The organism is Stenotrophomonas sp. 86428_Sma (assembly GCF_056481585.1).
The window spans coordinates 3,417,280-3,440,456 of sequence record NZ_CM151156.1 but is presented as its reverse complement, the minus strand read 5'-3'; the positions used below and the strand labels follow the sequence as shown (position 1 = coordinate 3,440,456).

Genomic DNA, 23,177 nt, shown 5'->3' with positions numbered 1-23,177 from the left:
CATCAGTCGGGGCGTAGCGCAGCCTGGTAGCGCATCTGCCTGGGGGGCAGAGGGTCGTCGGTTCGAATCCGGCCGTCCCGACCACTGTGATGAATCAAGAAGCCTGCGCAGCAATGCGTGGGCTTTTTTCTTATCAAACCCTATCCCCGCCTATCCAAGGTGATCAGAGTTCTTGAGTACCCTTCATAAGGGGATGATCACGTCATAAGGGGATGATCACGGTGGCAGACCCGTGCGCTACACTTTTTGGACTTGAGAAGTCGCAATCTGTGAGATAGATGAGTGTTCTCATCAACCATAGCAGGACAATGGACATGAAACTGCGCAAGTTGAAGGATGGCTTCGAGGCCCTCAGGCGGCAAGCTCGTCCGTGGATACGGTCGCGAAGGATGGAGATTTCGGTGCTGGTTGTTTGTTCATTTATGGTGCTCCTTGCCCCGCTGTATGCACTCGGCAACCCTTCTGTAAACAAGTCGTGGGTGACCGTTTATGAGGCACCGAAAGCCGGTGGCACATCCGTCTCGTCACCGCCTGGCCAAGTCGAGAAGCCCTCAAGTGATGAGGCCTTTGGAAGGCATCTGGATACGGTGACCGGTCTTTACAGTACTGTCATCACGGTGCTTACCGTAATGCTGGCGGCAGTAGTGTCCCTAGCCTTCTTCACCGTTAGGGCGGGTAGTCGAGCGGAAATGGATAAGGCACTTAGAGATGTTGTTGAATCGCAGGATTTTAAGAATTTCCTCCAGACGAAGATTCAAGCCGGCGTCGCGACCGGCATCGAGAACGAACTCGGGAACGTCCAAGATCTGGTCGATGAGTTAAGAAGAATGTATGAGGCATTGGACGACGTTGCAGTGCTAAGCGAAAGCGAGAATTCAGATGGCGATAGTAAAGCTTAGAACTCCCATTGGCCCGCCCGCCGCAAAAGGTTCTCCACAAGGGGCTATAGAGTCGCTCGCCACTCTCCAGGCCGAGATGGCCAATCGAGGTATGGGCTCCGCTCCGTGTCGCGTCGATGATGTGGCGCAAATGCTCGGCATCAAAGTTGTGCATGAGCAAATGGATGACGAAGTTTCCGGCTTTCTTGAAAAAAGGGGCGACATTTGGGTTGCAGGCGTGAATTCGTACCATCATCGGGTGCGTCAACGCTTCACCATCGCTCATGAAATTGCGCATTACATCCTGCATAGAAGGGAACAGAATCAGTTCCGTGACTACACCTTTGCTCGGCGCAACGACGATCGCTCAGACATGGAGCGTGAGGCTGACCAGTTCGCCGCCCAACTACTGATGCCGGAGGACGAGGTGCGGGCTGCAGTTGACAAAGGGTTGAGAAACCTTAACGATCTAGCTCGTCACTTCGATGTGTCCACCTTGGCGATGCGCTATCGGCTGGATAATTTGGGCTACCGGATGGGTTAGAAATGAACGAAGTTGCAGGGAAGCGATACGTGCCGATTCTTCGCTCGCGAGATGCTGAAATTCGCGCTTATGCTGAGCTCTCTGGCTCAGTAAAAGATGCTCTGCTTCCCGTCGTCGAGTACACAAAATCGCGCCGGACGAAGAAGAATACAGAGGGCTCTGTGAGCGTCTGCGTGTCTAAAATTGAGGAGCATCTTGCCGGGCGCTCCTACATTGCTGACGTTACTACGATGGATAGCCTCAGTAACGCAGAAACGGCCATGTTGCTGGATGCCGACAACGGATTTCGCAATTGGCGAGCATTTGTGCTTTCGTCGCTTAATTCAGCCTGCATACCGACTGTCCACCTCACCGATCCGTTCGATGAAAGAAGCGTGTTGGTGCAGTGCAAGGCGTTTCTAAATCGCTCAACGCATATTGCATTCCGTATCCCTGTGGATTATGACTCTACTTCCCGACTTGTTGATGTTCTCAAGAGAGAACTCGGCGGATTGGAGCAAGTGATTCTCATCTGCGATGGTGGCTATGTAAGCAAGTCCACTTACGCAGCGGCTCTGGCTGACAGCAAGCAAACCCTAGTGGCCGCTGGCGCTGGTTTTGCGTTGCGAGCTGTAGCCTGCAGTAGTTTTCCGAAGAGTGTTGTGCTTCCCGACTATGGTGGTGATGAGTATGGGAAGTTTGAACTGCTCGAGGTGAAACTCTCAGAGGATGTGAGGGCTGAACATGGTCTCGGTGACGTGGTTCATGGTGACTATGCTCTCGTTCATCCAGAAGACTTCAAGGGGATCGTGACCAGTTGGGTGCCCCGCGTAGATGTTCCCTTGGATCAGACACTTTTCTATCATCGTTACCGCCGTCCGAACGGGGGGTATGATCTCGCTGCAGATAAGGCATTCCACGACCCAGACTACGTTGCTCTCGACTGCTGGGGGCATGAGAACATTAAAAGTGCTGCTGGCGGCGCAGTTCAAGGCAGATCTCCTGCTCACTGGATATCTGTTCGCATCAACTTCCATCTTTCTCGACAGTCAAATCGGATCGAGCTAGCGTATCTTCTTAGGTAGTCGGAGAGTTTCGACGTCATCCAGCGTCAGACGCTCACCTCGCTCCGAGTTGAAGATTGCGAACTTCTGGTTCGCTCGGTTGTAGATGGACGTGATTGCACTGTGTGACAATTGCGCCGTCGTCAGAAGATTGACCGCAGATTGGCGGAGCATTTGGATATTGCTCGGGCCCCTGCGCGCGCCTAACATCTGGCGTAATTCGTCAGCTCTGAGCCACTGAATTGCTCCTGTCTTAGACAGGCGCTGCCGTTTGGCTGAGAGCCGACGGCGGCTGATCGTAGTTTCGCCTAAGTCGATCAGTCCAATCCTTTCCGGCATAATATCCTTAATCGTGGGCATTAAATTGGGTGCTGCCGCGACATAGACCTCGAGAAATCCCTCTACGTAGTCTTCGACCTGTCTGGAGAGCTTTGCTAGGTTGTCCCTAGGCCCTTTCACCTCGATGGCAACCAGGCGATTAGGTCCGACGATTGCGATATCGGCTTTTCTGCTCACATCCTTGTAAGGTAGTTCGAGAGCAATTATCTCGTCTTGCTGCAATTGGGGCAGCAGCCATCGAATTAATCTCAGTGTTTCATCTGCGGCGTAGTTCATAGGTCGCAATTCAGCTCCAAGTCCAGAATTTTCGCGCCCAGGAAGGTAGTCTATCGCCATCGTTAGGCATGCGCTCGCTCCCAAGCTCGTTCTCGGCTTAGCCTGAGGGGGGGGGGGCTCAGTCCATGGCACGTCTGCCTGTCCTGGTTCACTGCTTTCCTGGACAGCTGCTCTGCGCTTGCCAAGCGATAGATGAGTTCCGGAGCGCCCTCGTCCAGCCCATGCAGGATGCCGCTGCCCACGAAGCCGTGGGCAGTGAGCAGGTGCTGCATGCCGATGTTGGAGGCATTGGTCGAGGTGAACAGTTTGCGCCGGCCGTGCAGTGCGATGGCCTGGCGCAGCAGTGCGGTACCGATGCCCTGGCCGCGCTGTGCGTGCGCCACCATCAGCATTTCGACGAAGGCTTCGCCGAAGAAGTGGTGATGAATGACCAGGTAGCCGACGGCCCTGCCGTTCTGCTCGGCAACCTGCACGCCGCCGCGTGCCAGCCAGTCGCCGATCTGCAGGGCCCGGCCTGGATCGTTGGCCGCCACGCTGTCGAGCGCAATCAAGGCATCGGCGTCCTGGATGCTGCCGTCACGCAGGTGTGCGGAGTGGGAAGTCCGGCTCATCGCGGGCGCAGCTGCAGCAACAAGCCGCCGCCCGACACAAAGCAGGCGAGCAGGACGGCGATCGACAGCGGCAGGTGGAATTCATCGCGACCGAACAGGGCAAACGCCAGATGGATCAGCGCCGTGCCAATACCGAGTGCGCCACAAACCAGCGCATGGTCGCGCGCCGACGATGTGCCCAGCAGGGTCTGGCGATACCCCCAAAGCACGAAGCCGATCGCAAGCAGGTTGAACAGCAGGAAGCCCCGGATGCCACCGGGCACATGGAACATGGCCCATTCCTGCCAGAACGCAGCGTCGATCTGATGCAGGATCAACGCCAACAGCGTCGCCAGATACCATCGTTCCATGTCGCGCTCCCTGCCATGTACAGGCCATAGTCTATCGGCTCTGTCCCGCACGCATGCCTACCCGCCGCAGCCAGCGCGTGCTCGGCAGTCAATACACGCGGAACTCGGCCCGGCAGCCGTCGCTGACCCACACGCCGCGGCGGTCCCAGCCCCAGTTGCGGTCCTCGATGCAGGCCGTCACCGACTTCTGCTTGACCAGGCGCACCTCGTGGCGCACACGGATACGGCATTCCTTGTCCTTCTTTTCGTAGGACTCGCAGACCAGGCGCTCGCCATCATCGTCACGGTCCCTGCCGCGGCCCGGCCAGCGTCCGCGCCCATAGCCGTCGGCGACGAACTCGGCGCGGCAACCGTCGGTCACCCACAACGTGCGGCGGCTCTGGCCCCAGTTCTGGTTCTCCACGCACCGGGTCACCGACAGTTGCCTGGCCAGGCGCATGGGGCCCTCGATCGGGCATTGCGCGGTCTTGTTGAACTGCGATTCGCAGCGCAGCGCCGGAATGTGATCGGTGTCGTAGTCCTGTGCGGCTACGGTGGTGGCGGCCAGCAGCAGGGCAAGGGAGGTGCCGGTGATCGTCAGCAGCAGGCGATGGGACATGTGCAGGCTCGGTGGGGATGGGGCGGCAAGAATGGCCCAGTCCGGGGCTGCCGGAACGCTTCGTTCCGAAGATGGCTCAGTGGCGGTTTAGTAGTACGCGCGGGCCCATGCAGAGGCTTACATCCCGTATCATCGCTGCACATCCGATCGCATCGGTTTACACCCTCTTACATGTCTCCCACGCCGGTCGGCACAGCCTGTGGCTGTTGTCACTGGCATGCGGCCGGCGCGTGGAGGAGGATGCGCGGACCACGACGACCACAGGGGGTTGCGTTGATCAGCAGTACCGTCATTCATCGCTCGGCCGACGCAGGCGGCGCCGAGGTGCGGGTCCTGGACACTACGTTCAAGGGCAAGCATGTGTTCATTGCCTGGGGCCTGCGCGGGCCGGAACTGACCCGCAGCGCGGACCCGGCTGCCACCGTGGCCGCACGCAAGGCGCTGCACGCGGTTGCCGGCCACAGCGAGGGGCCGCGCAGCCCGGAAGTGTTCATCGCCAACCAGTCGGCGGTGGCGATCACGGTCTATCGCCTGCTTACCGAGGCGCGCTCCGGCGATGCCATCTTCTTCCTGTGCGATTCACAGGCGGTGGTCGATTGGCTCATCACCGCGCTGGAAGTGCAGGGCGCGGACTGATCCCGCGCTCCGGCGCGCATGGATTCACGCCAGCGCCGCGTCCACCGCAGCCCGTGCGTGCAGTGCAGTGGTATCGAACAGCGGCACGGCGCTGTCCTCCGGCCCTACCAGCAGCATGATCTCGGTACAGCCCAGGATGATGGCTTCGGCACCGCGCGCCACCAGTCTCGCGATCACGCCGGCGTAGACCTGTCGTGAGTGCTCGCTGACCACACCGGCGATCAGTTCCTGGTAGATGATGTCGTGCACGCTGCGACGATCATCGCCTTCGGGAACCAGCACCTCCAATCCGAAGCGATCCTGCAGCCGGCCGCGGTAGAAGTCCTGTTCCATGGTGAAGGCGGTACCGAGCAGGCCCACCTTGCGTGCGCCTGCCTGCACGATGGCCTGGGCGGTGGGGTCGGCGATATGCAGCAGCGGCAGTGGGCAGACCGCCTCGATGCGGTCGGCCAGCTTGTGCATGGTGTTGGTGCAGATCAACAGCAGATCGGCGCCACCGGCCTGCAGGCGCCGTGCAGCGTCGGCCATATGGTCGCCCAGCGCATTCCAGTCGCCGTCATGCTGCAGCTGCTTGATGCCGGCGAAATCCACCGACCACAGCAGCAGCTGCGCCGAATGTGCGCCACCGAGGCGCTGCCGCACGTCCTCGTTGATGAGCCGGTAATACTGCGCCGAGCTTTCCCAGCTCATGCCGCCGATCAGGCCAAGGGTCTTCATGCACAGCTCCATGCCGGGGAGCCGTCATTGCAGCACAGCCGATGCGGGAGTTGCACTAAACATTAGTGATTGCTAATGTGTTGGTCATGATCGAGAACGCCCTCTTCAAAGCGCTGGCCGACCCCACCCGCCGCCACATCTTCGAAAAGCTGGCCGAGGGCGGGCAGCATGCCAGCGCGCTGCGCGAGGGCATGGCGATCAGCCAGTCTGCGATGTCCCAGCACCTGGCGGTGCTGCGCGATGCCGGGCTGGTGAGCGAACAGCGCCAAGGCCGTTTCGTCCACTACGAGGTCGATCCGCGCGGGCTGGCGCACATCGGCAACTGGCTGCAGCGCTACCGGGCCTACTGGCCCGCGCGGATGGATGACTTGCAGGATCTGCTGAAGGAGATGGACTGATGGACGATGTTCTGAACGAAGCGGCTCCCGCGTTGGTGATGGAGCAGTGGCTGCCAGCGCCACCGGAACGGGTCTGGCGCGCACTGTTCGATCCGGCGCTGCGTGAGCGCTGGTTGCCTGCGGCCGATCTTGCCGATCCGCAGCCTTGCCTGTGCGAGGAGGGGCGGGAACTGGGGTTCCGCCTGCGCGATGCGCAGCCCCCGCATCTGCACAGCCTGGTGTGTTTCCGGCTGCGCGCGGATGACGGCGGGGGGACGGTGCTGACCATCGTGCATCGGCTCACCGACCTGCGCGCGCTGCTGCCGTTGGCCGCCAACGACGATCATCGCACCATGATGCGCGCGGCCTGAGCCGGCGCCTGGATCGAACGCTACAGGGAGCAGGCACATGCGGGACAGAATGCAGCTGATACCAATGGTCGTGGAACGCAGCGAGCGCGGTGAGCGCTCCCATGACATCTACTCGCGGCTCCTGCGCGAGCGCATCATCTTTCTCAACGGTGAAGTCGATGACACTGTGTCGGCGCTGGTCTGCGCGCAGCTGCTGTTCCTGGAATCGGAAAACCCGGAGAAGCCGATCCATCTGTACATCAACTCGCCGGGTGGAGTGATCTCCAGCGGCCTGGCGATGTACGACACCATGCAATACATCTCGGCCCCGGTGCATACGCTGTGCATGGGCACCGCGCGGTCGATGGGTTCGTTCCTGCTGATGGCCGGCGAGCCCGGTCACCGTGCGGCGTTGGCCAATGCCAGCCTGCATGTGCATCAGCCGCTGGGCGGGGTGCAGGGCCAGGCGTCGGACATCTTCATCCATGCCGAGGAAATGCAGCGCACCAAGCAGCGCATCACCCGGCTGTATGCGCAGCATTGCGGACGCAGTGTCGAGGAGGTCGAGCAGACCCTGGACCGCGATCGTTTCATGAGTGCCGAGCAGGCATGCGAATGGGGCTTGATCGATCAGGTACTGGTACGGCGCGACGCGCTCGCGGCCTGAGCCTGCCTCTGTAACCACCGCATCCATGCTGCGCTGTGTGTGCCGCGCCAGGCCGGCGCACTCTATGCTGGTGGGATCTTCTGAAGTGGATGTCCGATATGGCCCTGCATACCTGGTGGTGGTTCCTCGCCACGGTGTTCGTTCTGTGTGGTACGCCGGGGCCGAACATGCTGCATATCCTCGGTCGCAGCGTCGGGCTCGGCTTTCGCGGTAGCGTGCCGGCGATGGCTGGCTGCCTGCTGGCGATGCTGCTGGTGCTGGCGGCCTCCGCAGCAGGCCTGAGTGCGCTGCTGCATTCCTCGCCGATGCTGTTTGAGGTGCTGCGCTATCTGGGCGTGGCCTATCTGGCCTGGCTGGGCCTGAAGGCATGGCGTGACAGTTGCCGGCCGGCACCACCGGTGACGGTCGATGCCGCGTTGCCGGTTGCGGCGTCGCTGGGCGCGTGGAAGGTGTTCCGTGGTGGCCTTCTGGTGGGCCTGAGCAATCCCAAGCTGCTGCTGTTCGCTGCGGCGTTCCTGCCGCAGTTCGTCGACCCGTCGCGTGGCCAGGCGCTGCAGTACAGCGTGCTGGTCGCCACCTTCGCCGGCTGCGAACTGTTCTGGTACGTGATGTATGCCGCCGGTGGCCATGGCCTGCGCCGATGGTTGGCCAAACCCTTCGCGCGGCGCTGGTTCGAGCGGCTGGTGGGCAGCGTTTTCCTGGCCTTTGCAGTGGCCCTGCTGCGTTTCCGCCCGCGCTGATTCACGCCGCGCACGCGGCCTGTTCACGACTGCCGCATCGGCTACGGCCTAGCCTGATCATCCAGTACGCAGTCCCCACGGGGAAAGGTTTGACATGATCAAGTGGGCCATCATCTTCGCCATCATCGGCGTCATTGCGGGCGTGCTCGGCTTCGGCGGCATTGCCGGCGCCGCGGTCGGCATCGCCAAGTTCCTGTTCTGGGCCGGCATCATCATCGCCGTGGTGCTGTTCCTGCTCGGCATGACCGTAGCGAAGAAGGTCAGCTAGCGTTGATCGCGCAGCAGCGTACTCAGTGTGCGCTGCTGCGCGAGAACAGATTGATCACCAGTACGCCAGCACAGATCAGGCCGATGCCGATCAACGCCGGTGCATCCAGGCGCTGCTTGAACACCACCAGCCCGATCAACGAGATCAGCACGATGCCGACGCCGGACCAGATGGCGTAGGCAATGCCGGTCGGTATCGATTTCATGGTCACCGACAGCAGGTAGAAGCACAGTCCATAGCCGACCAGCGCGCCCAGTGTCGGCGCCAGCCGGCTCATGCCGTCGGATGCCTTCAGCAGCGACGTGGCAATTACTTCCAGCACGATGGCAGCGGCAAGGTAGAGATAGGGATTCATTGAGCGCTCCTGCTCACTGCGGGTCGCATAGTTTCAGGGCCTGTTCGGCCATCGCCAATGCGTTGGCGCGTTCTTCCTCGTCCAGCGGACGCCCATAGGCCGTGGCCCAGTAGCCATCGGCAGCGCAGCGCGCCGCATACAGTCGCGGATCGTTGGCTTCGCCGGCGAACTCGGCCAGCATCGCACGCTTCCAGGTACGCCAATGCGCGAGCAGGGCTGGTTCCATCAGGTTGCCCAGGGTCAGGCCGATGTCGTTGTCCTGTTCCTGCTGCAGCAGATGCTCGAAATTGGCCTGCACATAGGCGCGGCTGAAACGGCCATGCCCTTCGGGGTTTTCCTGCAGCAGGGCACGCACCCGCGCTTCGAATTCGCCGATGAGCGCTCCGATGGCTTCATCCACCAGTGCCTGCTTGCTGCTGAAATGATGGAACAGCGCACCCTTGCTGACACCGGCGGCCTGTGCGACGTCCTGCACGGTCAGCGCGGCCAGGCCATTACGGCCGATCACTTCAATGGTGGCCTGCAGCAGTGACTGGCGCACGCTGTCGGGCGCCTTGCGGCGCGAACGGGAGGGGGATGCGGACATGGCGGGAAGAAACCGACTGGACGGTACGATTGTAACGCAGGCCCGTGGTGTCACCGCGCTGCCGGCCAGGGCCGGCAGCGGAACCGTCATGCGTCGATGCGGGCGAAACGCGGCTGCGGTCCGTGTTCGCCCGGTACCTGTTCGACGAACATGGCATACGGGCGCACCCACAGGCCGCCTTCGCCATAGAGCGCGCGATACAGCACCAGTGGCTCCAGCGTCTCGCTGCTGCGGACGATATCGAGCACTTCGTACTCGCCGCCCTTGAAGTGGCGGTAGCGACCCGGGGCCAGGGTGGGTAGCGGGCTCAGCTCAGCCATGGGGTGCGAGCCTCACTTGCGTGCCGGGCTGGTCGGCTTCGCGCAGTAGGCATCGATGGCCTCGGCGGTATTGGCCAGGCCCTGTGCCTGTGCCAGTTCCCACGGGCGTTCGCAACGCTGGTTGTGCTCGCACCACTGGTAGCCGGCCGAACCAATGCATCCGTGGGCATCGCGATCGCCGCCCACCTTCGGTACCGCAGACGAGGTGGGCGCCGCATCGGCACGTGCGGCGGCGTCGTGCTGGTTGGCGCACGCGGTCAGCACCAGCAGGACTGGAATCAGAAGAAGCGCTTTCATCGGGCGGGCTCCGTGCCTAAAGCGACAGTGTCTGTCGCAAATAGCCCTCCAGCAAGCGCTCAGTGCATGGCGGCGCGGATCAGCTCTTCAATCAGCACCAGATAGCTGGCCACGAAATAGAACTTCAGCAGCGTCCAGCGCTGCTGCGAGAAGAAGGTGCGCATGTGGAAGGGGCCCCTGTTGGTGACGGTAGTGTGAAGCTCCGTCAACTCCGTGACAAGGGTCACGGAACGCCTTCACTAAACAGCCTCAGGGATGTGAGGGTTGGGAAGCGCCCGACCGAATCCTGAGGCATTTTCGTACAAATCTGATGGGCCATCTCCGACGCGATCGATAGCCTGAGGGTGTACTGGCACGTGGCCCTGCCGCCTGTCACCGCCTCTTTCCTTCCGCAGGAGCTTCTCATGGTCTTTACTGTCCAATGCACTGCCCGGCACTGGTCCGTGTTGCATCCGAAGGCGGGTGACGCCACCCGTTACGCCCGCGGTGCCGATGCCTTCGACGCGGCCGCTGCGCTGGCCCTCGAGCACCATCGTCGCACCGGCCAGCGCAGCACGGTCCGGGTCGAGGCGCTCGGCAGCACCGTGGATGCGCTCCATATCGGGGAGTGACGCCACCGGCCGAGGCGCAGTCAGCCACGGTTGAGTTGTTTGAATGGGGAAAAAACCGCCGTGGTGCGACCCCCTGTGCGCCGCGCCACGAATCCCGGATGCTTGCGCCATCGTATTCATCCGGAGATTCCGATGGGCAAGGCACTCACCTGGCGCACCCTGGCCTGCACGCTGCTGCCGATGCTGGCGGCCGCAGGCGGCGCGCAGGCGCAGAGCTATGGCTACGGTTATGACGATGATCGCTATGGCGGTCGTGATGGCGGCGGCATCGTCCGCTGCGAATCGATCAAGAACCGCAGCAATGAATGCCGTCTGGAAGGCCGTGCCCGGATGATCCGCCAGTTGTCCGGTTCGCCGTGCGTGGAAGGCGAGACCTGGGGGCAATCGCGCTACGGTGTGTGGGTCACCCAGGGCTGCCGTGCCGAGTTCGTTGGCGAGTACCGCCGTGGCGGTGGCTGGGGTGGTGGCCATGGCAACGGCTGGGGCAACGGTGGCAATGGCTGGGGCGGGGGTGAGGTGATCACCTGCCATTCCAACGGCCACCGCCAGGAGTACTGTGATGCCCGCATCCGTCGTGGTGTGCGCCTGGTGCGTCAGGATTCACGCAGCGCCTGCATCGAGGGCCAGACCTGGGGCTGGAACCGTCGTGGCATCTGGGTCAGCGACGGCTGCCGGGCGCAGTTCCAGGTGAATTGAGCTCGCCCATCGAAAATCAGAATAATCTGATACAGCTCACATTTTGAACGTCGTATCTTCTGTGATCAGGGCACCCTGCGTGCCCCTGATCCGTCGCGATGAAGTCTGCCGAAACCGGCACGCCCGTCCCGCCACCGTCGATACGCTGCCTCAAGGAGTGAGCTGCATGTTGATCCGCCTGCAATGCGAGCAACGCCAATGGCGCGTGCTGCACCCGGACCGGCCGGAACCGATCGAGTTCCGCGATGGTGCCCGGGCCTACGATTTCGCTGAAACCCTTGCACGCCTCCACTTCGTCGACACCGGGCAGCGCGCTGCGGTGCGGGTGGAGGCCAGCGGTGCGTTCGTGGAAGCGGTCAGCTACGGCTGAGGGTTGGGGTTTCCGGCCAGATCATCGTTCCGGAGCCCGCTAGCCACGCACGGCGTGGATCTACTTTGCATCTGTCTCCACGCATGGCGTGGATCGACCCCTGTTCCGCAGTAGATCCACGCCATGCGTGGATCTACTGGTGGTGACCGGCCTCAGCCTGCCGCGCTGAGCGGCGGGGTCCCGGCAGCCAGCTGCGGCCAGCGCTTGAGCACCGCCGCGCGGATGCCCGCCGCATCGATACCGGCTTCGGCCAGCAGGTCCTCACGGCTGGCGTGGTGCTGGTAACTGTCGGGCAGGCCCAGGTGCAGGATCGGGCGCAATACGCCTTCGGCGTTGAGCAGTTCGCCGACGCCGGAGCCGGCGCCGCCGGCCACCACGTTGTCTTCGATTGTGACCAGGCCCTCGTGCTGGGCGGCCACGGCCAGCACCAGCTCGCGGTCCAGCGGCTTGATGAAGCGCATGTTGACCACGCTCAGGCCCAGTTCGCGCCCGACCTGTTCGGCGGCGGCCACGGTGCTGCCAAAGGCCAGCAGTGCCACGCGGCTGCCCTGCAGGCGCAGCTCGCCCTTGCCGATCGGCAGGGTCGACAGGTCGGTGCCGGCGGCAACGCCGGTGCCGGTGCCGCGCGGATAGCGCACGGCGGCCGGGCCCGGGTGCTGCAGGCCAGTGCTGAGCATCTGCCGGCACTCGGCTTCATTGGACGGAGCCATCACCACCAGGTTCGGCACGCAGCGCAGGAAACTCAGGTCGAGGTTGCCGGCATGGGTCGCGCCGTCCGGGCCGACCACGCCGGCGCGGTCGATCGCGAACAGCACGTCCAGGTCCTGGATGGCCACGTCATGCACCAGCTGGTCGTACGCGCGCTGCAGGAAGGTCGAGTAGATCGCCACCACCGGCTTGCCGCCCTGGGTGGCCATGCCGGCGGCGAGGGTGACCGCGTGCTGCTCGGCAATTGCCACGTCGAAATAGCGTTGCGGATATTCCTTGCTGAAACGCACCAGGCCGGAGCCTTCGCGCATCGCCGGGGTGATGCCGTACAGGCGTGGCTCGGCAGCGGCGGCATCGCACAGCCAGTCGCTGAACACATCGGTGTAGGTCGGCTTCTTGGCACCGGCCTTGGCCACCAGGCCCTTGTCCGGATCGAACGGGCCGACGGCGTGGTAACCGATCTGGTCGCCTTCGGCCGGCTCGTAGCCCTTGCCCTTGGTGGTCATCACGTGCAGCAGCTTCGGGCCCTTGGAGGCGCGCAGCGTCTTCAGCGTGGACAGCAGGGCCGGCATGTCGTGGCCGTCGATCGGACCGGTGTAGTGGAAGCCCATTTCCTCGAACATCGTGGACGGCACGAACATGCCCTTCCAGTGTTCTTCCCAGCGCTTCACGAAGCGCGCCGGGTTGTTCTTCTTGTCGCCGAGGATCTTCTTGCCGCCTTCGCGCAGCGCATTGAGCGTGCGGCTGCCGGTGGCGCGGCCGAGCATCTTGGTCAGACCGCCGACCGCCTCGGAGATCGACATGTTGTTGTCGTTGAGGATCACCAGCAGGTTCGGCTCGGGCTCCATGCCACCGGCGTGCATCAGCGCTTCGAACGCCATGCCGGCGGTCATTGCGCCATCACCGATCACTGCAACGACCTGGCGGTTGTCGCCTTCGGACTGGCGGGCGATGGCCATGCCGAGTGCGGCCGAGATCGAGGTCGAGGAGTGGCCGACGCCGAAGGTGTCGTACTCGCTCTCTTCGCGCTTCGGGAACGGCGCGACGCCGTCCTTCTGCTTGACGGTGTGGATCTCGTCGCGGCGACCGGTCAGGATCTTGTGCGGGTAGGTCTGGTGACCGACGTCCCAGACCAGCTGGTCCTGCGGAGTCTGGTACAGGTAGTGCAGCGCCACGGTGAGTTCGATCACGCCCAGGCCGGCGGCGAAGTGGCCGCCGCTCTTGCCCACCGACTCGATGAGGTAGGCGCGCAGTTCGTCGGCGACCGCCCTCAATTCGGATTCGTCGAACGTGCGCAGGTCATCCGGTGTCTGGATGCGCGCGAGGCGGGGATAGCGGGCAGAGTCGATCATCATGTTCGCACTTGTTCTGAACGCCCATTTTCGCCCTCAAACGGGGGTGGGGCAAGCAAACGCCGCCGCCCGTGACAGGACGGTGAGGGTTGCATTTTCAGCGATTCAGGTGCTCAGTTTTGACCGCTTGGGCAATTGCGCCTTCAGGAAGGCCATCTGGTCGGCCAGGATGTTGCGGTTGGACAGGATCAGATGCTCGATCCAGCTGGGCCGGTAAGGCACCGCCAGCAACGGCATTCCGGCCTGCTGCGGGGTGCGGTCGCTCTTGCGCGAGTTGCAGTGGAAGCAGGCGGTGACCACGTTTTCCCAGCAGTCCAGGCCACCCTTGGACAGCGGCATGACGTGGTCGCGGGTGAGCGTGGGGCGGTTGAACTGCTGGCCGCAGTACATGCACAGGTGTGCGTCGCGGGCGAACAGGGCCGGGTTGGTCAGGTTCGGCGTGGGGTCGATCGCGCGGGAGCGGGCGTGGCCGCGGGCGGCGATGATCGGGTGCAGGTCCATGCCGCTCTGCAGGCCGCTGAAGCGGTTGGTACCGCCGTGGATGTGCAGGCAGGGATCGCCGAGTGTCCAGGCGACGGCTTCGCGGGCGTAGAGGCACGCCGCATCCTGCCAGGTGATCCAGTCCAGTACGCGTCCGTGGGCATCAAGCGAGAGCAGCCGGACCGAACCGGGGCGATGCAGCGTCGTGGCGTTGGGCGATGCTTCGGCGCCCGGAGCAGAAAACGGAGCTCCGGCTTCGATCAGACCCAAGCGTGTAGTGTCTGTCTCCATCGGGAGAACAGCTTATACCTGAATGTTGACGATTTGTGTATCGCCTGTCGGCGATACGCAAATCGTCAACATTCAGGTCCACGCATTCCTCCTATCCCCCGCACCTGTCGGCGCGCCCCCTTTAGCAACCCAGCCCGCCGTTGGCGCGCTGGGTTGCCCGCGCATTCTTCCTAATCCCCGCGCCTGTCGGCGCGCCCCCTTTAACAAAAGGGGGCTTTTCTCCAGATGGATTTCGGTGGTTTCCATCCACGCATGGCGTGGATCTACGGTGTCGACCAAGGTCGACACCTACCAGCAGCAGAAATCTGTCGAGGGCGGGGTGGGTCCGGTTGCGGGGGCGTGAGCCGCATGGATGCGGCGACCGAGCTTACATGGACGTACTTGCAGCGTCCCCCGCAATTGGACCCACCTCGCCACCCAGCAGGAAGCCCGCTCTTGCCGTTGCTGTTGCTGTTGCGGTTGCCGGCCAGCGGCCGGCACTACCGCGGGTGCCGGGCGCCGCCCGGCTCAGGCGCCGAAGCGCTCGTCGTCCATCGCCATCAGCGGGGCGGCGCCGGCCTGGATCGCGGCGGCGTGGGCGAGGGTGCGCGGCAGCACGCGGGCGAAGTAGAACCGTGCGGTCTCGCGCTTGCCCTGAGCGAAAGCGGCGCCGTGCGCGCTGGCATCGGCGGCGGCCACGCTGCGGGCCCACCAGTAAGCCAGCACCACGTAACCCGAATAGAACAGGTAGTCGTAGCTGGCCGCGCCGAGTTCGTCCGGATTGGAAGCCGAACGCTGCAGCACATCCATGGTCAGCTTGCCCCATTCGGCGGCCTTGGCGCGCAGCGGGCCGATGAACTCGGCCAGCGCTTCGTTGCCCTCGTTGGCCTTGGCGAACGCCTCGATCTCTGCCAGCATCAGCTTCAGGCCGGCGCCCTGGCTGGACGCGGTCTTGCGGCCGATCAGGTCCAGCGCCTGGATGCCGGTGGTGCCTTCATACAGCGTGGTGATGCGCGCATCGCGGGCCAGCTGCTCCATGCCGTGTTCGCGGATGTAGCCGTGGCCACCGAAGCACTGCAGGGCGTTGTAGGTGTTCTCGATGCCCCATTCGGTCTGGCAGGCCTTGGAGATCGGGGTCAGGAAGCTCACCAGGGTGTCGGCGCGCTCACGCTCGGCGGCATCGTCGGCGTGGTGGGCGACGTCGATCAGGGTGGCCGCGTGCAGTGCCAGCAGACGGCTGCCTTCGACCAGTGACTTCACCGTCAGCAGCATACGGCGCACATCCGGATGGACCAGGATCGGGTCGGCCGGCTTGTCCGGGAACTTTGCGCCGCTCAGGGCGCGCGACTGCAGGCGCTCACGGCTGTACTTCAGTGCGTTCTGGTAGGCGCGCTCGGACAGGCCGATGCCCTGCAGGCCGACGCCCAGGCGCGCGGTGTTCATCATGGTGAACATGGCCTGCAGGCCCTTGTGCGGCTGGCCGACCAGGTAGCCCTGCGCACCATCGAAGTTCATCACGCAGGTGACCGACCCCTTGATGCCCATCTTGTGCTCGATCGAGCCGCAGCGCAGTGCGTTGCGCTCGCCGACGTTGCCTTCGCGGTCGACCTTGAACTTCGGGGTGACGAACAGCGAGATGCCCTTGGCACCCGGAGGGGCGTCGGGCAGCTTGGCCAGCACCAGGTGCACGATGTTGCCGGTCAGGTCGTGCTCGCCGGCAGTGATGAAGATCTTGGTGCCGGTGATCGAGTAGCTGCCATCGGCATTCGGCTCGGCCTTGGTCTTGAGCAGGCCCAGGTCGGTGCCGCAGTGCGGCTCGGTCAGGCACATGGTGCCGGTCCAACGGCCCTCGATCAGCGGCTTCAGGAAGGCCTCGTGCTGCCAGGCCTCGCCGTGCTGCTTCAGCGCTTCGATGGCGCCGTGCGAGAGCAGCGGGAAGTTGCCCCACGCCAGGTTGGCGGCGTTGATCATCTCGTTGAGCGGCACGCCCAGGGTGTGCGGCAGGCCCTGGCCGCCCAGCTCCGGCGACGCGGTCAGGCCGGTCCAGCCGCCATCGACGAACTGGTCGTAGGCCTGCTTGAAGCCGGGCGGGGTGGTCACTTCACCGGTGGCCTGGTCGAGCACGCAGCCGATCTCGTCGCCGACGCTGTTGAGCGGGGCCAGCACGGTGGCGCTGAAGCGGCCGGCTTCTTCCAGCACGGCATCGACCACGTCGGCGGTGGCGTCGGTGAAGCCCAGGCGGGCGAACAGGGGTTCGACCTTGAGCACATCGTGCAGGGCGAAACGGAGGTCGGAAAGCGGGGCGGTGTAGCTGCTCATCGGTACGTCTCGATTTGATCAGGGACAGGGGGAGCGGCGCCGGGCGCCGCGGCGGAAAGCGGGAGTCAGCGCAGCACGCCCGGCAGGCCCGGGGCCTGGTTGAGGGTGCTGCGGCTGCTGATGTCGAAGCTGCGCTGCTTCTTTTCCTGCGGCGTTGCTGCCACCGTTCCCTTCAGGCCATAGGCCAGGGTGCGGTTGCTGGCCAGCGCATCGGCCACCACCAGGCGTGCGGCCGAGCTGGGCACCAGATCGACCTGGATGACGTCGGCCGAGGTGCCGCCGATGGAAATGCCCGGCTTGGCCTGCAGGGTGCCGGCGTCGCTGTCGCCGACGGTCAGCGCCAGCGCGACGTCATCGAAGGTCATGGGCATGGAGCTGTAGTTCTGCAGGCGCAGGGCCACGGTCCAGTTGCCGTCGGCGCGCACGGTCAGCTGCTGCAGGCTGGCTGCCGGTTCCGAAACACGCTTGACGATGCCGTTGTTGCAGGCAACAAGGGCGAGGGTGCACAGGACGATCAAGGCGATACGGAAGCGGTGGAGCATGGGCGCAGGTCCTCTGGAGGGGTGCGTTGGATAAGCATACTACGGCGTATGGTCGTTTGGATCGCCTGTGGCGACCCGTCGCAGAGGGTAGCGCGTGAAGATGGCGGTCGGGCGTGCGCGGCGCCGGATGGCGCGCGCGTGGTGCGCCGGATACGACGCGGTTCAGTCGGCGGGCGTATCGCGAATCGGAGCCATCAGGCGCAGTGGGCCGAGGTCGTAGCCCATCGTCTCGGCTTTCTCTTTCAACTGTTCGAACCGGGTGCGATCCATTTCCGGCAGGCGCGAGAGGATCCACAGGTACTTACGGTCCGGCTCACCGACCAATGCCCACTGATAGTCCGGGTCCAGTGCCAGGACCCAGTAGTCGGCCCAGACCAGCGGCACCCAGCTCAGCCAGTCCGGCACGAAGCGCACCTGCAACTGGCCGGGATGGCCGGCAACCGGGCGTGCAACGCCTTCAGCAACCACGCGTTCTCCGTCGCCGTTGCGGCAGGCATTGGTGACACTGATGCGGCCATCGCGGCGCAGCCCGTAGTTGGCGGTGATCTCGCCGACGCACTGCTTCTGGAACGACACCGGAAGATGCGCGATCTCGTGCCACTGGCCTGCGTAGCGGTCGATGTCCAGCGTGTCGACTGCGCGCACCGGTTCGGCGGCGATCACCGGGGAGGCGGCCAGCAGCAGGCAGGCAAGCAGGGCGGGGCGCAGAGGCATCGGCAGGCTCCAGGCAGGAGTCTGGAGCTTAGGCGAGCGGCCACGGGCGCGTGTAAAGGTTCCATGCGCCGGCACCATTGCCGTCGTCGGTTGGGGCTACTGCTCGAACGGGCGTTGACTGCGCTCGTCGCCGTCAAAGGTAAGTGTCCGCGTATGCAACGTGCCGCAGCCCATATCCCATTTGAAGGTGTCCAGCCCTCCGCCGCCAGTTCCCTTGGAATGCAGGCGTACTGCGCCGCGGGTCAGATTGTCGGTCAGCAGCAGTTGCGCGGAGCCGTCGGCGTCCACACGGAGTCCGGCCCGGTCCCGCCACCGGTCCTCGCCCTGTCCCTTCGGGGCGTCCAGAGCAAGAGCGACGCTGTTGTCCTCGAACGTGCTCAGGCCGCCTCGCTCGGCGCCGGAAGCGTCGAAAATCAGGATGCCGGCAGCGCGGCTTCGTCGCCCTTCTTCTACGCTGTCCTGGCCAATCTCCACCCTTACCACGCCGTGCTCGTCGAGTACCTGCAGCTGCCGCGTGCTCAAATGATCGACGTGTAATGGGGCATTGCGCTGCGAAAGCAGCCAGGCCGTGACTGCGGCCAAGCCAAGCAACAATACGGACAGCCCGGCAACCAGCCATTGCAGGCGTCGCAGCGATTGCTGTAGTTGGGACAGGGAAGGGGTGTCATCCATGTCATCAGTGCTCCATGCAGTGAACCAAGGACGGTACTACAGAGACGGCAGGCACGGTCGCGCAAAAAAAAGACCTGCATTTCTGCAGGTCTCTGAAGATGGTGGCCGAAGACGGAATCGAACCGCCGACACGGGGATTTTCAATCCCCTGCTCTACCAACTGAGCTACTCGGCCAAATTGTGTGGCAACCGTGATCAAACCCGGTTTCCGGAAAAAAAAGACCCGCATTTCTGCAGGCCTTCGAAAGTGGTGGCCGAAGACGGAATCGAACCGCCGACACGGGGATTTTCAATCCCCTGCTCTACCAACTGAGCTACTCGGCCACATGTTTCGTTGCAGCGAGGTCGCTGCCAAGGACGCGTATATTACGGAGGTCGGCTGCCTTCGGCAAGCGTTTTGCCAAGATTTCTTCACATTGCCGTCTGCGCGCTCGCAAGTGCTTGATCCTCCGTTCTGGGGCGGGGCGTGGCCAGTCGATCATCGTCTGCGATGGAAATCAGCAGGTCGCCGCAAGCGCCAATGCTGCAAGGGCAAGGGCCGTGCCGGACCCGCGCCGGTCCGGGCAATGGAACGCTGTTTTCGTGGCCACCATCGGGGATCGCTGCGGCGTAGTGTCGGCACTCCTTTCTCCTGATGCTGGCAACAGCAGAGACCTGGCCATGTCCGATTCCTCGACCACCTCCCGCATCGTGCTTGCGTCGCGTCCGCAGGGGGCGCCAAGTGCAGCCAACTTCCGCCTGGAACAGGTTGCGTTGCCGTCATTGGCCGATGGCGAGGTGCTGCTGCGCAACCGCTACCTGTCGCTGGACCCGTACATGCGTGGGCGCATGGACGAGGGCCCCTCGTATGCCGCGCCGGTGGCGGTGGGCGCGGTGATGGAAGGGCAGACCGTGGCCGAGGTGCTGCAGTCCAACGCCGAGGGCGTAGCCGCAGGTGAGCTGGTGCTGGCGCCGGGTGGCTGGCAGACCCACGCGGTGCTGCCGGCCAGGGCACTGGGGCGCCGCCTGGACCCGGCCGGACTGCCGCTGAGTACCGCGCTGGGCGTGTATGGCATGCCCGGCTTCACCGCCTATTCCAGCCTGCATGAAATCGCCCGTTTGAAGCCGGGCGAGACGCTGGTCGTGGCTGCCGCGACCGGGCCGGTGGGCGCGACCGTGGCCCAGCTGGCCAAGCTGCAGGGCGCGCGCGTGGTCGCCATCGCCGGCGGCGAAGCCAAGCGTGCCTATCTGCAGACGCTGGGCGTGGACGTGGCGCTGGATCATCGCGCCGCTGATTTCGCCGCGCAGCTGCGTGCGGCGGTGCCCAGGGGTATCGACGTGTATTTCGAGAACGTAGGCGGGCACGTGCTGGATGCAGTGCTGCCGCTGCTCAACGACTTCGCCCGCATTCCGGTGTGCGGCACCATCGCCACCTACAACGAGCGGGGCGTCGAGCAGCCCGGCCCGGACCGGTTGCCCGCACTGTTCAGCCAGATCCTGCGCCAGCGCCTGACCGTGCGTGGTTTCATCGTGCACGACTTCAACCACCTGTGGCCGGAGTTCGAACGCGAGATGCCGCAGTGGCTGCGCGACGGCCGCATCCAGTACCGCGAGGATGTGGTGGAAGGGCTGGAGAATGCACCGGAGGCGTTCTTCGGGCTGTTGCAGGGGCGCAACTTCGGCAAACTGGTGGTGAAGCTGGATTGAGCGTTCGCCGGGATTCGCCGGGCATGGCCCGGCGCTACCGCGCGGTGTGCCGACCAAGGTCGGCAGCTACCGGGTTGCATCAGCCGTTGGCTGCCTTTTCCCGGCGCAGCAGTTCGCGCTTGCGCGCTACGCCCCAGGCATAGCCGGACAGGTCGCCATCGCGGCGCACCACGCGGTGGCAGGGCACGGCCACCGCCAACGGATTGCTTGCGCATGCGCGTGCGACGGCACGGCTTGAGCGCGGCGCGCCGATACGCGCGGCGATATCCGCATACGAGGCAGTCTGCCCGCGCGGAATCTGCTGCAGTGCCTGCCACACCCGTTGCTGGAACGCGGTGCCACGGATATCCAGCGGCAACGTGGCGCCTCGCGAAGGATCCTCGACCAGGCCTACGACCTGTGCCACCAGTTGCTCGTAGCCCTGGTCGGCGCCGACCAGTTCGGCTTGGCGGAAGCGTTGCTGCAACGACTGCAGCAGGGTCTCCGGATCGTCGCCGAGCAGGATCGCGACCACGCCGGTCCCGCTGCTGGCCACCAGCACGCTGCCCAGTGAGCTTTCGGCAAGCGCGAAGTGGATGACTTCGCCGCGCCCCCCTGCGCGCCATTGCTTGGGCGTCATGCCCAGCAACTTCGGTGCGTTCTCGTAGAAGCGTCCACTGGAACCGAAGCCAGCATCGTGGAAGGCGTCGGTGATGCGTTCCTGTTGTTCCAGCCCGGTGCGCAGGCGGTCGGCGCGGAGCGCGGCGGCGTACTGCTTGGGGGTCAGCCCGGTGGACTGCTTGAACAGGCGATGCAGGCGCGTCGGGCTGCAGCCAGCAATATCGGCCAGTTCCTGCAGCGAGGGTTCGTCGAGGCTGGTCTGCAGGTGGCGGCAGACCCGTTCGATGCGGTCATCGAGGGCGGTGGTGGCGGTACTGTCCATGGCCGGATTCTGGCACGTGCCGGTGCTGCGGAAACTCCGTTTCCTGCACTCACCTGTGAGGCCCGGAAACGGAGTGTTGGCGGGCCGAAGGCACGGCATCGTGGCGGCCACTTCACAACCGGTACCACGACCATGCGCCTGAACAACAAGATCGCTCTCATCACCGGTGCCAGCGCCGGTATCGGCCGCGCCAGCGCGCTGCGCTTCGCCGCCGAAGGAGCAAAGCTGGTGCTCAACGCACGGCGGCCGGAGCCGCTGCAGGCGCTGGCCAAGCAGATTCGCGCTGCCGGTGGCGAAGCCGTGGTGCATGCCGCCGACGTGGCCAACCCGGGCACGGCGCAGGCGCTGGTCGATCTGGCCCAGCAGTCATTCGGCGGCCTGGACATCGCGCTCAACAATGCCGGCATGCTCGGCCCGGGCGTGCCGGCGGCGGAGTTTCCGGTGGATGCCTGGCGCGAGGTGATGGCCACCAATCTCGACGCCGCGTTCCATGCGGCACGCGCGCAGCTGCCGGCACTGCTGGCGCGCGGCGGCGGCTCGCTGGTGTTCGTCGGTACCTTCGTCGGCCACACCGTGGGATTCCCGGGCATGGCGGCCTATGCGTCAAGCAAGGCCGGGCTGATCGGCCTGAGCCAGGTGATCGCTGCCGAGTACGGTGCGCGCGGCGTGCGCAGCAACGTACTGCTGCCCGGTGGCACCGATACGGAGATGGGCCGGCAGGCCGCACCGACCGGCGATGCCCGCGACTTCGTGCGCTCGCTGCACGCACTCAAGCGCCTCGCCGAGCCGGAGGAGATCGCCAATGCGGCGCTGTTCCTGGCCAGCGATGAGAGCAGTTTCGTTACGGGCACCGCGATGCGCGTGGAGGGTGGGGTGTCGATCACCCGTACCTGAGCGCGGTCACGTGCGTGGTGAGTAGCGAATGCCGCTGCTGGCCATGAAGCCTTTCGGATCGAAACGGGCCCAGGCTTCGCCCCAGTTGAACCGGGCGCAGCCGCCGGTCAGTTTTCGCCCCAATGCCGTGGCCAAGGTGCGGCGCATGAACGCGACTTCGGCATCGATCGCTGCCTGGGTTGGCCAGCCGTCTTCCAGTGTTGCACCGGGTAGATCGACGCCCATCGTCACCATGTCGAGCTGTTGCCCGTGGAAGCACAGGCTGATGCCAGCGGGCGCACCGCCCAGGCTGAGCCGGTGCAGGCTGAGCCAGTGATAGCCGGTGCCGACATCACGCTCCCCACTTGCCAAGGCGGTAAAGGCGATGCGCGCTTCATCCAGTGAGAGCGTGGGGCAGATCAAGGCCGGCAGATTGCCGAGCTGGATGCTGCCGTCGGTCGCATCGAGGCGCATCGGCACGGCGTGTGCTGCGTGCTGGACAGAAGAGGGCATGGCATACCGGTGGGCGTGGTGCCTCGGATTCTGGCTGCACGGGGGCCGCAGCGGCAAGCCAGTGCCTGCACATGACGTTGGCACAGGACTGACCTGTGGCTTACCCGGCAACCTCTAGCGTGATGGGCAACGTTGGCGTTCCGCCGGCGAGGGAGATTTCAATGAACGAGCGAGGCAAGGATCAGGACCCGAAGCAGGGCATCCAGGAAAGCCGCCAGGACAGGAAGCAGGACGACGTGGCCAAGCAGCGGCCGGGGCAGCGCGATCAACAGGTGCGCGATACGCACTCGCGCAGCCCGCAGCGCAAGGACGGCGGCGAGGAGCCGGCCTGAGCCGCGGGCGCTGAAAAGAAAAAACCCGCAGATCACGGAGATCTACGGGTTCTTCTGAATAGTGGTGGAGCCAAGGAGGATCGAACTCCTGACCTCGTCATTGCGAACGACGCGCTCTCCCAGCTGAGCTATGGCCCCACGGCAGACTTTCAGTGTAGCGCCGCC

At 64.3% G+C, this 23,177-nt stretch carries 31 protein-coding genes, 4 tRNA genes and 1 pseudogene; 16 read left to right on the top strand and 20 right to left on the bottom strand.

Translation table 11 applies throughout. From position 1 onward, the window contains the following. Positions 1–7 precede the first annotated feature (7 nt). The 4 genes from ACZK3J_RS15905 to ACZK3J_RS15890 all read left to right on the top strand — a co-directional run bounded on the left by ACZK3J_RS15905 (position 8) and on the right by ACZK3J_RS15890 (position 2,486). Positions 8–84 (top strand) — tRNA-Pro (locus tag ACZK3J_RS15905). Positions 85–314: 230 nt separating this feature from the next. Further along, complete coding sequence (locus ACZK3J_RS15900; protein ID WP_414578017.1) at positions 315–899, top strand: hypothetical protein; 585 nt, start codon at positions 315–317, stop codon at positions 897–899. After that, positions 880–1,422: an ImmA/IrrE family metallo-endopeptidase gene (locus tag ACZK3J_RS15895; protein ID WP_182266460.1), complete on the top strand. Its 543-nt coding sequence runs from the start codon at positions 880–882 to the stop codon at positions 1,420–1,422. Before ACZK3J_RS15900 ends, ACZK3J_RS15895 begins: the two co-directional genes overlap by 20 nt. A 2-nt stretch (positions 1,423–1,424) precedes the next feature. Next, on the top strand, positions 1,425–2,486 hold the full coding sequence (locus ACZK3J_RS15890) for a beta family protein (protein ID WP_414578015.1): 1,062 nt from the start codon (positions 1,425–1,427) through the stop codon (positions 2,484–2,486). Here ACZK3J_RS15890 and ACZK3J_RS15885 read toward each other — a convergent pair. The 4 genes and pseudogenes from ACZK3J_RS15885 to ACZK3J_RS15870 form a co-directional block, all read right to left on the bottom strand. Beyond that, positions 2,466–3,080, bottom strand: a complete 615-nt coding sequence (locus tag ACZK3J_RS15885; protein WP_414578013.1) for a sce7726 family protein — start codon at positions 3,078–3,080, stop codon at positions 2,466–2,468. The two genes, ACZK3J_RS15890 and ACZK3J_RS15885, sit on opposite strands and share 21 nt — an antisense overlap. 179 nt (positions 3,081–3,259) lie before the next feature. Next, positions 3,260–3,691, bottom strand: a pseudogene (locus ACZK3J_RS15880) (N-acetyltransferase family protein); the annotation flags it as partial. After that, positions 3,688–4,041 (bottom strand): DUF6713 family protein, encoded by a 354-nt coding sequence (locus ACZK3J_RS15875; RefSeq protein WP_414578011.1) that lies wholly within the window; start codon positions 4,039–4,041, stop codon positions 3,688–3,690. The gene ACZK3J_RS15875 and the pseudogene ACZK3J_RS15880, both read right to left, overlap by 4 nt. An 88-nt stretch (positions 4,042–4,129) precedes the next feature. Beyond that, entirely contained in the window at positions 4,130–4,639 is a 510-nt protein-coding gene (locus tag ACZK3J_RS15870) for a DUF3011 domain-containing protein (protein WP_049462116.1), read from the bottom strand. A gap of 240 nt (positions 4,640–4,879) precedes the next feature. Between ACZK3J_RS15870 and ACZK3J_RS15865 the strand changes: the two genes are divergently transcribed. Next, complete coding sequence (locus ACZK3J_RS15865) at positions 4,880–5,275, top strand: hypothetical protein (RefSeq protein ID WP_100435043.1); 396 nt, start codon at positions 4,880–4,882, stop codon at positions 5,273–5,275. Between the two features lie 24 nt (positions 5,276–5,299). Here ACZK3J_RS15865 and ACZK3J_RS15860 read toward each other — a convergent pair whose 3' ends face one another. Next, positions 5,300–5,992 (bottom strand): aspartate/glutamate racemase family protein, encoded by a 693-nt coding sequence (locus ACZK3J_RS15860; RefSeq protein ID WP_414578009.1) that lies wholly within the window; start codon positions 5,990–5,992, stop codon positions 5,300–5,302. An 86-nt stretch (positions 5,993–6,078) separates the two neighbouring features. Between ACZK3J_RS15860 and ACZK3J_RS15855 the strand changes: the two genes are divergently transcribed. The 5 genes from ACZK3J_RS15855 to ACZK3J_RS15835 all read left to right on the top strand — a co-directional run bounded on the left by ACZK3J_RS15855 (position 6,079) and on the right by ACZK3J_RS15835 (position 8,394). Further along, on the top strand, positions 6,079–6,390 hold the full coding sequence (locus ACZK3J_RS15855) for an ArsR/SmtB family transcription factor (RefSeq protein ID WP_478476061.1): 312 nt from the start codon (positions 6,079–6,081) through the stop codon (positions 6,388–6,390). Continuing rightward, positions 6,390–6,740, top strand: coding sequence for an SRPBCC family protein (locus ACZK3J_RS15850; RefSeq protein WP_253144737.1), 351 nt, complete (start codon positions 6,390–6,392; stop codon positions 6,738–6,740). The genes ACZK3J_RS15855 and ACZK3J_RS15850 overlap by 1 nt, the downstream gene beginning before the upstream one ends. 37 nt (positions 6,741–6,777) lie before the next feature. Next, positions 6,778–7,386, top strand: coding sequence for an ATP-dependent Clp protease proteolytic subunit (locus ACZK3J_RS15845; RefSeq protein ID WP_032128666.1), 609 nt, complete (start codon positions 6,778–6,780; stop codon positions 7,384–7,386). A 98-nt stretch (positions 7,387–7,484) separates the two neighbouring features. Next, positions 7,485–8,126, top strand: coding sequence for a LysE family translocator (locus ACZK3J_RS15840; protein WP_032128667.1), 642 nt, complete (start codon positions 7,485–7,487; stop codon positions 8,124–8,126). A gap of 94 nt (positions 8,127–8,220) precedes the next feature. Next, positions 8,221–8,394 (top strand): DUF1328 domain-containing protein, encoded by a 174-nt coding sequence (locus ACZK3J_RS15835; protein ID WP_006380555.1) that lies wholly within the window; start codon positions 8,221–8,223, stop codon positions 8,392–8,394. A 22-nt stretch (positions 8,395–8,416) separates the two neighbouring features. Here ACZK3J_RS15835 and ACZK3J_RS15830 read toward each other — a convergent pair whose 3' ends face one another. From ACZK3J_RS15830 to ACZK3J_RS15815, 4 genes are all read right to left on the bottom strand, one after another. Further along, entirely contained in the window at positions 8,417–8,749 is a 333-nt protein-coding gene (locus ACZK3J_RS15830) for an SMR family transporter (protein WP_049462119.1), read from the bottom strand. A 13-nt stretch (positions 8,750–8,762) separates the two neighbouring features. Continuing rightward, positions 8,763–9,335, bottom strand: a complete 573-nt coding sequence (locus ACZK3J_RS15825) for a TetR/AcrR family transcriptional regulator (RefSeq protein ID WP_049401207.1) — start codon at positions 9,333–9,335, stop codon at positions 8,763–8,765. A gap of 86 nt (positions 9,336–9,421) precedes the next feature. Further along, on the bottom strand, positions 9,422–9,655 hold the full coding sequence (locus ACZK3J_RS15820) for a DUF1653 domain-containing protein (protein ID WP_049423874.1): 234 nt from the start codon (positions 9,653–9,655) through the stop codon (positions 9,422–9,424). Positions 9,656–9,667: 12 nt separating this feature from the next. Next, entirely contained in the window at positions 9,668–9,952 is a 285-nt protein-coding gene (locus ACZK3J_RS15815; RefSeq protein WP_414578005.1) for a hypothetical protein, read from the bottom strand. Between the two features lie 404 nt (positions 9,953–10,356). Here ACZK3J_RS15815 and ACZK3J_RS15810 point away from each other — a divergent pair, with 404 nt between their 5' ends. The 3 genes from ACZK3J_RS15810 (at position 10,357) to ACZK3J_RS15800 (ending at position 11,629) form a co-directional block, all read left to right on the top strand. Further along, a complete protein-coding gene (locus tag ACZK3J_RS15810) occupies positions 10,357–10,563 on the top strand; it encodes a hypothetical protein (protein ID WP_049423877.1) in 207 nt (68 codons plus the stop codon). A 132-nt stretch (positions 10,564–10,695) separates the two neighbouring features. Then, positions 10,696–11,259: a DUF3011 domain-containing protein gene (locus ACZK3J_RS15805; RefSeq protein ID WP_049401711.1), complete on the top strand. Its 564-nt coding sequence runs from the start codon at positions 10,696–10,698 to the stop codon at positions 11,257–11,259. Between the two features lie 166 nt (positions 11,260–11,425). Further along, positions 11,426–11,629: a hypothetical protein gene (locus tag ACZK3J_RS15800; protein WP_005417823.1), complete on the top strand. Its 204-nt coding sequence runs from the start codon at positions 11,426–11,428 to the stop codon at positions 11,627–11,629. Positions 11,630–11,781: 152 nt separating this feature from the next. Here the strand turns inward: ACZK3J_RS15800 and dxs are convergent, their stop codons facing one another. The 8 genes from dxs to ACZK3J_RS15760 all read right to left on the bottom strand — a co-directional run bounded on the left by dxs (position 11,782) and on the right by ACZK3J_RS15760 (position 19,010). Then, complete coding sequence (dxs, locus tag ACZK3J_RS15795) at positions 11,782–13,689, bottom strand: 1-deoxy-D-xylulose-5-phosphate synthase (protein WP_049462121.1); 1,908 nt, start codon at positions 13,687–13,689, stop codon at positions 11,782–11,784. 105 nt (positions 13,690–13,794) lie between these two features. After that, on the bottom strand, positions 13,795–14,460 hold the full coding sequence (locus ACZK3J_RS15790) for an HNH endonuclease (RefSeq protein ID WP_019336875.1): 666 nt from the start codon (positions 14,458–14,460) through the stop codon (positions 13,795–13,797). A gap of 507 nt (positions 14,461–14,967) precedes the next feature. Continuing rightward, a complete protein-coding gene (locus ACZK3J_RS15785) occupies positions 14,968–16,758 on the bottom strand; it encodes an acyl-CoA dehydrogenase C-terminal domain-containing protein (RefSeq protein WP_414578623.1) in 1,791 nt (596 codons plus the stop codon). A gap of 65 nt (positions 16,759–16,823) precedes the next feature. Next, positions 16,824–17,300, bottom strand: coding sequence for an LEA/WHy family protein (locus tag ACZK3J_RS15780; RefSeq protein ID WP_049401709.1), 477 nt, complete (start codon positions 17,298–17,300; stop codon positions 16,824–16,826). 162 nt (positions 17,301–17,462) lie between these two features. Beyond that, positions 17,463–18,014 carry a lipocalin family protein gene (locus ACZK3J_RS15775; RefSeq protein ID WP_329914080.1) on the bottom strand — a complete coding sequence of 184 codons (552 nt, stop codon included), beginning with the start codon at positions 18,012–18,014 and terminating at the stop codon, positions 17,463–17,465. Between the two features lie 96 nt (positions 18,015–18,110). Next, on the bottom strand, positions 18,111–18,686 hold the full coding sequence (locus ACZK3J_RS15770; protein ID WP_478476060.1) for a hypothetical protein: 576 nt from the start codon (positions 18,684–18,686) through the stop codon (positions 18,111–18,113). A gap of 99 nt (positions 18,687–18,785) precedes the next feature. Further along, a tRNA-Phe gene (locus tag ACZK3J_RS15765) sits at positions 18,786–18,861 on the bottom strand. A 73-nt stretch (positions 18,862–18,934) separates the two neighbouring features. Further along, positions 18,935–19,010: transfer RNA gene (locus ACZK3J_RS15760), tRNA-Phe, on the bottom strand. Positions 19,011–19,346: 336 nt separating this feature from the next. Here ACZK3J_RS15760 and ACZK3J_RS15755 point away from each other — a divergent pair. After that, positions 19,347–20,372, top strand: a complete 1,026-nt coding sequence (locus ACZK3J_RS15755; RefSeq protein ID WP_049461856.1) for an NADP-dependent oxidoreductase — start codon at positions 19,347–19,349, stop codon at positions 20,370–20,372. Positions 20,373–20,451: 79 nt separating this feature from the next. Here ACZK3J_RS15755 and ACZK3J_RS15750 read toward each other — a convergent pair whose 3' ends face one another. Beyond that, positions 20,452–21,294: a bifunctional transcriptional activator/DNA repair enzyme AdaA gene (locus ACZK3J_RS15750; RefSeq protein WP_134951936.1), complete on the bottom strand. Its 843-nt coding sequence runs from the start codon at positions 21,292–21,294 to the stop codon at positions 20,452–20,454. A 132-nt stretch (positions 21,295–21,426) separates the two neighbouring features. Here ACZK3J_RS15750 and ACZK3J_RS15745 point away from each other — a divergent pair, with 132 nt between their 5' ends. Continuing rightward, positions 21,427–22,188, top strand: coding sequence for an SDR family oxidoreductase (locus tag ACZK3J_RS15745; protein WP_478476059.1), 762 nt, complete (start codon positions 21,427–21,429; stop codon positions 22,186–22,188). Between the two features lie 6 nt (positions 22,189–22,194). Here ACZK3J_RS15745 and ACZK3J_RS15740 read toward each other — a convergent pair whose 3' ends face one another. Next, on the bottom strand, positions 22,195–22,680 hold the full coding sequence (locus ACZK3J_RS15740; protein WP_134951937.1) for a hypothetical protein: 486 nt from the start codon (positions 22,678–22,680) through the stop codon (positions 22,195–22,197). Between the two features lie 161 nt (positions 22,681–22,841). Here ACZK3J_RS15740 and ACZK3J_RS15735 point away from each other — a divergent pair, with 161 nt between their 5' ends. After that, positions 22,842–23,012: a hypothetical protein gene (locus ACZK3J_RS15735; RefSeq protein ID WP_165929940.1), complete on the top strand. Its 171-nt coding sequence runs from the start codon at positions 22,842–22,844 to the stop codon at positions 23,010–23,012. A gap of 62 nt (positions 23,013–23,074) precedes the next feature. Here the strand turns inward: ACZK3J_RS15735 and ACZK3J_RS15730 are convergent. Beyond that, positions 23,075–23,150: transfer RNA gene (locus tag ACZK3J_RS15730), tRNA-Ala, on the bottom strand. Positions 23,151–23,177: the final 27 nt, after the last annotated feature.